The sequence below is a fragment of the Photorhabdus temperata genome, from assembly GCF_025384845.1.
Taxonomy (GTDB): domain Bacteria; phylum Pseudomonadota; class Gammaproteobacteria; order Enterobacterales; family Enterobacteriaceae; genus Photorhabdus; species Photorhabdus temperata.
Window position 1 is genome coordinate 1 of sequence record NZ_JAJAFX010000086.1, and the last position, 10,808, is coordinate 10,808.

The following is a 10,808-nucleotide window of genomic DNA, read 5'->3' on the forward strand; positions in this document are numbered from 1 at the left end:
TTTTGCACTATTTCCAGTAGTGCGACCCGTTTATGCGTCAGAATTTCATCGTCGGGGATTACCGTCACATCGACCAGCGGGAAGGGACCGGAATAAATTTCCTTCGCCAGAGCCGGATCATCAAAGCAGTCGAGCCAATTGGTACTCCAGGGATACGGCTGTATTTTCCCGTGATAAAACAATACCGGAATGACCAGCGGCAATTTTTCATGTCCCTGCTCCAGATGCCGCTGCATGGCTGAAATACCGTAGCGCATAAGTCGAAATGCCATCATTTTGTCCGGGGAACTCTGGTGTTCGATCACGCAATACACGTAACCGTCACCCTGCGCCGTTTTCAATGAATACAAAATGTCGGAATAATGCGCCCGCAGATTGTCTTCAATAAACGATCCTGATTCCAACCGCAATGTATCCAGATCACAAACCGCCCGTAATTTAGCAGGCAAATGAATCTCCAGGAAGTCTCTGGCCGTATCGATATGACTTAAAAATTTTTTAAAAACAGAATCATGTGGCGTTGGGGTGTTTTTTCTTTTCATCGGTGAATGGTAGCACATTTTCTTTTATATTGAAGGAATATTAAGCAAGAAACCGAGCGAATTGGAGTGTCTTGAGTTTTCTTTGACAAAAACATTGATCGTATCTCAGATACTTTCATTTCCTTCTTAAGCGAAGTTCAGGTTAATTAGGTAAAGTTTAAACTCTGAAAAAAGCTTGGAAAGATAACGACATAAATTTATTTTAGCGTTAAATCACATTTAAGGTATAAAAAAAGCATGATTTAAATCAAACCCTAAGCAATACTATTTAACAGGCTAAAATAGTGTAAAACAAGTTTAAATGGGCGTATTTAATGTATCGCAGTGTTGTATAACAAATTCAATACAATAATGCTGTAAGTCATCCAGCTCGTATTCGGTTAATGCGGATTTTGTTATTCCTATTTTTCATGAATGATTATTTAACTGGTTTATGAAAGAGTTTATTCACCGGTTGAAAACGTTATTAAAGTCGGTTCCTTTTGGAAAATAGATTGTCTGATTAACCAATTCATGTTTTTATTTATCCTTTTCTACGGGGTATATAAAGCATTAATAAAGCCGATTATTTTTTCATTTTCACTGATGGATTTATGATAGGCAGGTTTTAAACTGTTATTAAAAACCATTTTTTAACCTCTGGTTTTAATTTGTATAATAAGGTTTTAGTCATTTTTTTACTGCTTTTATTAAGTTTAATCATCATGGTATATTGTGTTTTACGTTTAATCAATGTTAATTATACTCGCTTTATCTTTACTGACGCTGTTTTACTGACAATTATGAACAATTTTTATAAGTCTTTTATCTTCGTAAATCAATCCGTAAATATCTTGGTAGTATAAAGACACCCATTTATTTTTCCGAATAATATCTTTTTTTGCTGATTTATTTTCAATTTTCAGTTAATGGTTAAATAAGATTCTAAAATAGCGCTACATCTTATACCACTCATAATTATATATAACAATGGGTTGAATAAGGCCATGTGTAGCAGAATTATGAAACGTTATTTAAATGTAACATAAGCGGAAAATAGCATCGTCGATGAATACATTAAACATAACAGGGAATAAGCCGTTTTTAGTGACTCTTTACCTTTTCAAAATCTGGTATTAATGAACATCTGTTTTTTTACCCTTAGCTAACTAATCACCGAAAAAAGCGGCTTACCGATCGCTAAAAAAGAGAAAACAAGTAAAAAGAGAAATTGCATCATGTTAAAAAGATGATAAATCTGTAAAACGATTCTCATTCCGAGGATTGCAGTAATATTACTCAATCTCGTCTTTTGTCGATTCTATTTCTCAATGGATTCCAAATAGGATGTATCCAGTCAATCAGTTATAACGGCACCTGTTCTATATCGAATGGTTTTACTACCTGAGTTTTCATTAAGTTGTTGAATGTTTTATCCGGTGTTATTGCAGCTAATTCAGCGGCCAAAGCATGGATTTAACCGAAAAGATGATCAGTTAATTATTGAACTTGCGTGTCAGCTCTAAAAGTTAATAAAAATAATTCCCCTCCGATCGTATGATCGGGGGGATTGACTTTATTTTGGAATTTTTGCCAGTAGCTCATTAACCTTATCCGCATCTTCTGGATGAAGCTCGAGATACTTTTTACAGGCTAATCTGACACAGTGATAACAGGTTTCTTCACTAACTGTTATCGTATCCTCATCAGTTGGCGGATAACCAACAGTAAACTGAACACCTTCAAAATGTTCATCTTCATCATAACTATTCATGTCAGGGAAAAATAACCACGGATACTCTTATATTATTAATGAAATATGGGCTGAGTGCATTCATGAAAAAATACCGTTACCTCAGCATAAGCCCGTCTCTGCTTCATCAATGTGCGAAGCCAGAATGAAATTACCTGATGATGCAATAAAAACCATAAACAAAAATATCGTTTCTGTATGGGAAGATAATACCCATCCCGAAACATGGAAAGGACATCGACTGTTTGCTATAGATGGCTCAAAATTAAACATTCCCAGAGGGTTGCTGGAAAATGGATATAAAACACCCAAAAACACATCACGACATTATCCCTATGCAATGATGAGTTGTCTCTATGATGTATTGAATTCGATCATATATGACGTTGATTTTGTTAACCATAACAATGAGAGGGCTTGTGCCGAAAAGCATCTCCAGTGTTTGGATAGCAATGCTGTCGTGATCTTCGATCGGGGATATTTTAGCTATTACTTGTTATAATAAGTAATGCAAAACAATCTGAATGCCGTATTCAGAGTACAGGAGGGAAACAGGAATAAGACTATTAGAGATTTTTCTGACAGTAATTCAGATGATCTTATTGTTAGTTATACGCCATCGGAAGCGGTAAAGTCAGATCTTAGAAAGAGAAGCCTTCTTTCAGAATTCCCATGCTTAACGTTAAGACTAATAAAGCATATTGACCGAAATGGTGAATATATTCTTGCCACTACTCTTGTTGAACGAGGATATTATGAAGTCGAAGCTTTTCATGATTTATATCACCATCGATGGAATATAGAAGAGTTATATAAATTGTCCAAGTCAATCCTTTGCATTGAGGATTTCCATTCACAGAGTGAGAAAGGCGTAAAACAAGAAATCCAGGCGCATATATTATTACTGAACCTGACAAGGATATCGGAAAATGATATTAATCACAGAGGCAACGATAGCGACTGCATTGATAGCAGAGAAAATAAACAGAAATTGAATTTCAAAAACTGTTTGTTTCTCGTAGTAAGACACTTGTCTTTGCTGATTCAGGGGATAAAAAAACATTTAAAATCATTTTATTGTGCTCTTTCAGAGGGACTTGCCGGAATGACTCACCGGGTGAGGCCTGGGAGGCACTATCCACGAAAATCTATGCGTCCCAGAACCCGATGGAACTCTTTTGATGCCCCAGCAAGAGTTTAACCGAATGCCATTGTCCGGCGTAGAACCCCTATATATATATCCTTTTGGGTGATTAGGATTTAACATGTTGTTTGAATTTGTTTTTTACAATTAAAATATGGCAATGGAGATGTTAATATTATCTTGCTTTAATATTTTCATATTTATTACCTATGCTGGTGCACAGAGAAATTAATGCTATTGGTGGGGTATAATCAAGGCTATATATTAATAACTTATTAATGGGTTTAATATTGTTGAGTTTTGTGCATTTTGCTTTATTTAAGAACTAAAGATAAACTTGATCTAAGGTGTAAAATACAAGATTAATGTGTAATTATATTTTTATAGGAGATATTTTAGCCATGAAATTAGAACAACATGAACGTCCAAGCTCAATTGAAGATTTATCTAATTCAAATTCCGTTCCAATAACGGTATGGGAACCGAATTTATCTCTTGAAAGTCGGTGGATAGATGCAACAACACAGCGAGCTGGCGCGTTGTTTAAGGATTCAGCCTATGGGACTAGCGCTTGGGATATCGTCAGTGTTGGGGGAAGGAAAGCATTCAAGGCACAAGCTTTGTCTAAATCTAGCAGTTATGGTAGTCAATGTTTCGGGATTGCAACAGATACACCTGTTGATGCCAAACATTGCTATTGTGAGCTTGATTTATTTTGTAATCCATATCCTGAAATTACAGTGTGTGTGTTATCCAAGAAAACGAGTGTAAGCGGTACATATCGAAATATTGGTTACGGCTATATGGCGATTCACTTGACTGGGGGGTATAAAGGTAAGACTCAATGGATGCCATCAAACATTCCACTGGGTACTTCGATTGATACTGCCACGCCTTATGTCATGGTTTGGAATCTTCAGGCTAATTTGATTCAATCAGTTAATTTTGTTGGTAAACAAATAGATGGTATTTATAACGGGCAACCGACATTAGGTCGTACTCCTTCTGGTGTTGCACTGAGTTATGAATGGCCAAAAAATACCTGGTCTCGCTGGCGTATTGGATTACTTGCTGAAAATAACGGCACATTAATAATCGAGTGGTATAACACTGTGGCAGATAAATGGAAGGTAGAACTTTGCCAATATAATATGAACACACTTATGACGGGAAATCTTGCGTCAGGCCAGATTGGGATTATGTATGGTATGTCTTCTGATGCTACCACAGTAGATCAACAAAATTCTCTTTACCGAACACCATTTGATCGAGCCATATTTTTGCAAGATTTTTAAGATAGAATATTGAATCTGGTTATTTAACCATCTTGCATGATATATACAAAGGGGCTTTCTTCTTAGTTCCATATATTGTTGTAATACGAAAAAATGATTTTTATTATAATCTTATTGGTGTTGCTAAATGTGGAGTATAAAAAATTGTGGGGCATTTATGTGGCAAAGCAGCTAAAGAAGCCACTTTAACGTATAAGTATTCATGGGCCATAGTCCGGTTGAGTTGCTCATTTTACCGCTAACTAATTCAAGTGCCCCACAAATTTTTATGCTCTCGTTGCCGAGGGAGACACTGCTATTGAGATAACGGTTTCCCGTTATGATAAGATTTTTATTCGCCGCGATTTTACTCTGGGCATTCACAATCTGATCGCCGTTTAAATACAGGTGATTACCCGCCAGTATTTGCGCTTCCGGGCTGGACCCGGTGACGGTTAAGGTTTTTTGACTGTCATTGACCTGGGGATTGTCTTTAATGTTGACATGGCCGAACCATTTTCCCGCCGGGGGATTGTTCAGATAGGGCTTGATGATGATCAACAGATTAGGATCATCTTTCCAACTGTTGCCAAGCACATTAGCGGTGAATGCTTGTGAATCCGGTTTCTTTTCATGCCACTGGGTGGTGAAAACATCGCGCACGTTATTCAATTTATGCGTGCGGATAACCAAATCCCCCTTTACAGTTTTTATCGTCGCGGATCTATTCTCGACTAACTGACCTTTATTCCCCTGCGCATCTTTCTGTATCCACAGATTATCGTTGGCTTGCAGTAAAGCTTTATCACCGGTATTGCGCACGGTGTCACCGAATACCCGCATATCCCGGCCTGCGGTTACACTGCCTTTATTTTCCAGTGCCGTGTTTGCCAGAGTAATATCTTGTCCCGCTTGCACGGTAATATTGGGGGCAATATAAGTTTCTTTGCCGATAATATTTAAGTCGGTTTTAGCTTTGGTATTGCCTAATTCAATTTTGCCATTAGCGTTTAAGGTGATATCACGCTGGTCACTGGTTAACTCTTTCAAATTAACCCCAACGCCATCTTCAGTGGCAACCAGCCGGATTTTATTGGCATACATGCCGCCCAACGCTTTGGTATCAATGGCTAATTGCGGTTTAGCGCCTTCTCCAGTGAGAGAGTTAACCGTGCCGTCTTTTAAGCTGATGCGGTTGGCGCCCTGCGTCAGTGACAAGGTGTTGGCCTGAATCTTGCCATTTAATTCCGTCGCCCGGCTGATGATATCGACATAATCCGTTGCCTTGCCATCCAGCCCTTTGCCGCCGATGGTGATCTGGCCTTGTTTAACTTCTAACGCTTCCAGCGCACCTTGTTTGTCAAACTGGGGTTTCCCGGTGGTCAGGGTGGCACCGGCAGTATTGATAAAACCACAGCCGTCACAGGTAATGCCGTTGGGGTTGGCAATCATCACATTGGCTTTATTGCCGACAATTTCCAACTGGCCTTGCAGCTCAGAGCGCCCGTTGCCGGTGACTTCATTAATAATCAGTTCCGCTGCTTTGCCTTTCAGGTTCGGGTTGGCGTTAAGTTGCCCGGCCAGCTGTGATTGGGCCGCCTGAGTGGCATTATTGAGCACGGCCCCCTGAGCAGCAACATTGAACTCTTGATAGGTGTTGTGGGATATCCCCGCGTCATTCGGGGTGGCGATATTGACAACCGGGACATTACCCTGATTTTGTACCTGTGTTTGGCTATTATCCGGCGTTATCCCAGCCGCAATAGCGGGATGAAGGGGATAGACGGCGGTCAGGTAAATTAAAAGATAACTCGTGGCCCTGACCACCGGGGTGTTGCGTTGATCCATCGTACTTTCTCTTTTCTTAAGTTAATTTGGCTTTGGTGATAAAACGGTAATCTTTCCATAGAAAATATTGATAATTTGATAGTGACATAAGCAAACTATTCTAATGCGTGATTAATCGTCTGCTTGAATGGATAGTATGAAATGTGATCAAGATCGGGTTGTTTAATCCTGATAATGGGGAATGCGATGTATTAAATGCTAGGAAGTGGCGATAAGGATGGAAATACTCTTTTTTATGTCAATAAAAGTACTTTCAGTTTCTTAATGGTATTACATCCCCAATCCAGCAGGTGTGTGGCATTCTGCTTATGTATTTGGGAATGTTTTTAAATAGGTTGGTCAACAACCTGAGATGGATGAAATATCCGTCTGTTTCTACCCTTTTATAAACCAATCCCAAACACACATTGAAGTTATATTCTATATTTCTACTTGATGACTTGCTGTTACAGATCCATATATCTAACATACTCAGCCAGACCCATTGCATTGCAATTTTTTACCGACAGTTTTGTCTATATAACAGTTTGAATAAATTGATTATTACAATACTGCCCGTTGGAGTTTTAGAAGGAATATTCCATGCGGATATTGATCGTTGAAGACAACATGCTGCTGCGTCATCATTTGACAGTACAGCTTCGTGATACAGGCCATCTGGTTGATGCTGCGGCAAATGCCAAAGAAGCCGATTACTATCTGGCAGAAAGCGAACCAGATATTGCTATTGTTGATCTTGGTTTGCCCGGAGAAGATGGTTTGAGTTTGATCCGTCGCTGGCGCCAGAAAGATGAAAAACTCCCCATTCTTGTTCTGACAGCCCGTGAAAGCTGGCAGGAAAAAGTCACAGTCCTTGATGCCGGGGCCGATGATTATGTCACTAAGCCATTTCATCTTGAAGAAATTATTGCCCGGATGCAGGCACTTCAGCGCCGTAATAATGGATTGGTTTCTCAGGTTATTGAGTTTCCCCCCTTCAGAATTGATCTGTCACGCAAGGAATTAACGGTTTATGGGGAAAATGTCAAACTAACAGCGTTTGAATACCGGATTATTGAAATACTGATGTGCAATAGTGACAAAGTGGTTACTAAAGATGCATTAATGCGCCAGTTATATCCCGATGCTGAACTACGCGAAGGCCATTCCATTGATGTCTTAATCGGTCGGTTAAGAAAGAAAATACAAGATATATGGCCTTATGAAGCTATCGTGACTGTCCGTGGTCAAGGCTATCGATTTGATGTATAAAATTTTGCTGGGTAAAACCGTGCTGAAACACAAAAAGAAACCTTTCTCACTCCGTACCCGGTTTTTAATGGCGACTGCTGCCGTTATTCTGGCTCTGACAATGTCTTACGGTATTGTTGCCATTGTCGGTTATCTGGTCAGTTTTGATAAAACCGCTTATACTCTGCTACGCAGTCAGAGTAACCTGTTTTTTAGTCTTGCCCAGTGGAATAACAATAAACTGGATATTTCAGTCCCTCCCAATTTCACACTGAACAACCCATCACTGGTTCTGATTTATAACAACAAAGGGACGATCCTCTGGCGTCAACGTCATCTCCCGAAAGTAGAGAACTCGATTCCAAGTGAATGGTTGAAGGAAGATGGTTTGTATGATCTGGATACTGACCTGAAAAACAGCCGGGACTTGTTAAAAGACTCGGACAATATGCAAGGACAATTAGGTAAACTTAACGTTCTCGACGAAAATGAAGACAATGAGCTGACCCACTCCGTTTCTGTTAACAAATACAGTGCGACAGATCATCTGCCGGCGTTGACCATTGTCGTCATTGATACTATTCCACAGGATTTACAAAAAACGGTTATGGTGTGGGAATGGTTCGGCTATGTATTGATTGCCAACCTGATTCTGGTCATCCCTTTAATCTGGCTGGCGGCACACTGGAGTTTACGACCGATTAAGTCGCTGATTCATCAGGTCAGTTCGCTGGAGAAAGGTGAACGGGAAAAACTGGATGAAAACCCACCGACCGAGCTGCGGGGATTAGTGCGTAACCTTAATGTGTTGCTCAATAATGAACGCAACCGCTATACAAAATACCGGACAACGCTGGCTGATCTGACACACAGCCTGAAAACCCCACTGGCTGTTTTGCAATCAACCCTGCGTTCTTTACGCAACAGTAAGCAAATGACGATTCAACAGGCCGAACCCATCATGCTTGAGCAAATCAGCCGTATTTCTCAGCAAATAGGCTATTACCTGCATCGGGCCAGTATGCGCAGCGAACACAGTACTATTATGCGGAAAGTCTCTTCCGTTCCTGCTTTATTGGATAGCCTGTGCAGCGCTTTAACAAAAGTCTATCAACGTAAAGGGGTCAGCCTCACGTTAGATGTATCGCCGGAGATCACCTGGCTTGGTGAAAAAAATGATTTTATGGAAGTCATGGGTAATGTGCTGGAAAATGCCTGTAAATATTGCCTTAAATTTGTCGAAATCTCAGTCACTGTTGATCACGATTCGGTGATGATTATTGTCGACGACGACGGCCCAGGCGTTCCAATTGACAAACGGGAAATGATTTTCCAACGGGGCCAACGCGTCGATACCTTACAGCCTGGTCAGGGGCTTGGGTTGTCAATTGCTTCTGAAATTATTGAACAATATACCGGTGATATTAGTATCAGTGACAGCCCACTCGGCGGCGCCAGAATTTGCGTCATATTCCGGTGTCAGCAAATTAATGATGACGATTAAGTAGACTGTTCTCTGCTCTTATACCTCCTTCCACATCGGACGAAGGTTTACGGCTATTTTTGCTAAATATGCCTGCGCAGTCTGATACTCAATTCAACTAATTCGTTATAATATCCTGAAACTCATTTCACACTCAGGATGTCACTATGGACTATCAGTTGAATCTGGACTGGCAGGCGTTTTTGCAAAATCACTGGCAAAAACGCCCTTTACTGATTAAACAAGGCTTCCGTCAATTCATTGATCCACTTACTCCCGATGAGTTGGCAGGTCTGGCTATGGAGAATGAAGTTGACTGCCGTCTAGTCAGCCAGAAAAATGGCCGTTGGGATGTCTCTCATGGTCCATTCGAAAGTTACGATCATTTAGGTGAACAGGATTGGTCACTGCTGGTACAAGCGGTTAATCACTGGCATCATCCTTCCGCGGCATTAATGCAGCCATTCCGCGTGTTATCTGACTGGCGAATGGACGATCTCATGGTTTCCTTCTCTGTTCCCGGTGGGGGTGTTGGCCCACATCTCGACCAATATGATGTGTTTATCATTCAAGGAATGGGTCGCCGTCGTTGGTGCGTTGGAGAAAAGCTCCCCATGAAACAGCGCTGCCCTCATCCCGATCTGTTACAGGTCGATCCATTTAACGCCATTATTGATGAAGAGATGGAACCCGGTGATATTCTCTATATTCCACCCGGGTTTCCGCATGAAGGTTATGCTACTGAAGACTCACTGAATTATTCAGTTGGTTTTCGCGCGCCCAATTCCCGCGAACTGTTCAGTAGTTTTGCCGATTATGTGCTGGCTAATGATTTAGGCAGTTATCGCTATAGCGATCCTGATCTGACTTTCCGCGAAAACCCGGCACTGGTCCAGCAACATGAACTATCCGCATTACACACAATGATGAACGAATTATTGGCACAACCTGAAACTTTCCAACAATGGTTTGGCGAGTTCATCTCTCAGTCCCGGCATGAGCTTGATATTGCCCCACCAGAGCCGCCCTATGAAAATGATGAAATTTATGAATTAATGAAACAAGGTGAAAATCTCCACCGCCTTAACGGACTACGGGTTATAAGAATTGGTGATCAGTGCTTTGTGAATGGTGAATTAATAGATACACCTCATATTAAAGCAGCTGATATTCTTTGCCACTATTATGAGATTAATGCAGAAATGCTGGGTGAAGCGATAGATGATGTGCGTTTTATCAGCCTGCTCACTGCATTGGTAAACAGTGGCTACTGGTACTTTAATGATTAATGTATCATCACAAAAGGTGACCCTTTAAATAATTCTGTGTCACTTCTCACCCAGTTATTACCTCACTGCCTTTTAATCAGATCTTCCGATTAAGAGGCAGTGACTGGCATATTTATCAGCCAGGTCACCTCCACGTAGAAAGGCGGCATAGTGTCCGCTCGCCAAGAATCTTTCTACGGTATTTGGTCACAAACACAAGATGTACATGCAAAAGAAAGGCGGCATGTCGTGAACAATTAATTTTGTATTTTTGCATTGAAGTTAGC

The 10,808-nt window shown here is 40.6% G+C and carries 7 protein-coding genes and 3 pseudogenes; 6 read left to right on the top strand and 4 right to left on the bottom strand.

Going from position 1 to position 10,808, the window contains the following annotated elements; all coding sequences use genetic code 11:
* Together LGZ99_RS22265 and cdiI are read right to left on the bottom strand one after the other, a co-directional pair.
* The coding region (locus LGZ99_RS22265; protein WP_262979628.1) for an Rpn family recombination-promoting nuclease/putative transposase at nucleotides 1-542 on the bottom strand (542 nt) is incomplete at its 3' end.
* 1,555 nt (nucleotides 543-2,097) lie between these two features.
* Nucleotides 2,098-2,310: pseudogene (gene cdiI / locus LGZ99_RS22270) on the bottom strand (ribonuclease toxin immunity protein CdiI); the annotation flags it as partial.
* A gap of 109 nt (nucleotides 2,311-2,419) precedes the next feature.
* Between cdiI and LGZ99_RS22275 the strand changes: the two are divergent.
* The 3 genes from LGZ99_RS22275 (at nucleotide 2,420) to LGZ99_RS22285 (ending at nucleotide 4,713) form a co-directional block, all read left to right on the top strand.
* The gene (locus LGZ99_RS22275; protein ID WP_262979629.1) at nucleotides 2,420-2,776 is read left to right on the top strand and encodes a transposase; all 357 of its coding nucleotides are present in this window, start codon (nucleotides 2,420-2,422) and stop codon (nucleotides 2,774-2,776) included.
* A gap of 6 nt (nucleotides 2,777-2,782) precedes the next feature.
* On the top strand, nucleotides 2,783-3,475 hold the full coding sequence (locus LGZ99_RS22280) for a transposase (protein ID WP_262979630.1): 693 nt from the start codon (nucleotides 2,783-2,785) through the stop codon (nucleotides 3,473-3,475).
* A 344-nt stretch (nucleotides 3,476-3,819) separates the two neighbouring features.
* Nucleotides 3,820-4,713 (top strand): hypothetical protein, encoded by an 894-nt coding sequence (locus tag LGZ99_RS22285; protein WP_021324595.1) that lies wholly within the window; start codon nucleotides 3,820-3,822, stop codon nucleotides 4,711-4,713.
* 627 nt (nucleotides 4,714-5,340) lie between these two features.
* Here the strand turns inward: LGZ99_RS22285 and LGZ99_RS22290 are convergent.
* A pseudogene (locus LGZ99_RS22290) lies at nucleotides 5,341-6,540 on the bottom strand (filamentous hemagglutinin N-terminal domain-containing protein); the annotation flags it as partial.
* A gap of 582 nt (nucleotides 6,541-7,122) precedes the next feature.
* Here LGZ99_RS22290 and phoP point away from each other — a divergent pair.
* The 3 genes from phoP (at nucleotide 7,123) to LGZ99_RS22305 (ending at nucleotide 10,542) form a co-directional block, all read left to right on the top strand.
* Nucleotides 7,123-7,791 carry a two-component system response regulator PhoP gene (gene phoP, locus LGZ99_RS22295; RefSeq protein WP_021324596.1) on the top strand — a complete coding sequence of 223 codons (669 nt, stop codon included), beginning with the start codon at nucleotides 7,123-7,125 and terminating at the stop codon, nucleotides 7,789-7,791.
* A gap of 19 nt (nucleotides 7,792-7,810) precedes the next feature.
* Nucleotides 7,811-9,274: a two-component system sensor histidine kinase PhoQ gene (gene phoQ / locus LGZ99_RS22300; RefSeq protein WP_021324597.1), complete on the top strand. Its 1,464-nt coding sequence runs from the start codon at nucleotides 7,811-7,813 to the stop codon at nucleotides 9,272-9,274.
* Between the two features lie 146 nt (nucleotides 9,275-9,420).
* Entirely contained in the window at nucleotides 9,421-10,542 is a 1,122-nt protein-coding gene (locus tag LGZ99_RS22305; protein WP_021324598.1) for a ribosomal protein uL16 3-hydroxylase, read from the top strand.
* A gap of 138 nt (nucleotides 10,543-10,680) precedes the next feature.
* Here LGZ99_RS22305 and LGZ99_RS22310 read toward each other — a convergent pair.
* Nucleotides 10,681-10,808, bottom strand: a pseudogene (locus LGZ99_RS22310) (IS200/IS605 family transposase); the annotation flags it as partial.

Coding starts and splice junctions, on each gene's coding strand:
- LGZ99_RS22275 (WP_262979629.1), top strand. CDS start 2,420: ATGAAATTACCTGATGATGCAATAAAAACCATAAACAAAAATATCGTT.
- LGZ99_RS22280 (WP_262979630.1), top strand. CDS start 2,783: ATGCAAAACAATCTGAATGCCGTATTCAGAGTACAGGAGGGAAACAGG.
- LGZ99_RS22285 (WP_021324595.1), top strand. CDS start 3,820: ATGAAATTAGAACAACATGAACGTCCAAGCTCAATTGAAGATTTATCT.
- phoP (WP_021324596.1), top strand. CDS start 7,123: ATGCGGATATTGATCGTTGAAGACAACATGCTGCTGCGTCATCATTTG.
- LGZ99_RS22305 (WP_021324598.1), top strand. CDS start 9,421: ATGGACTATCAGTTGAATCTGGACTGGCAGGCGTTTTTGCAAAATCAC.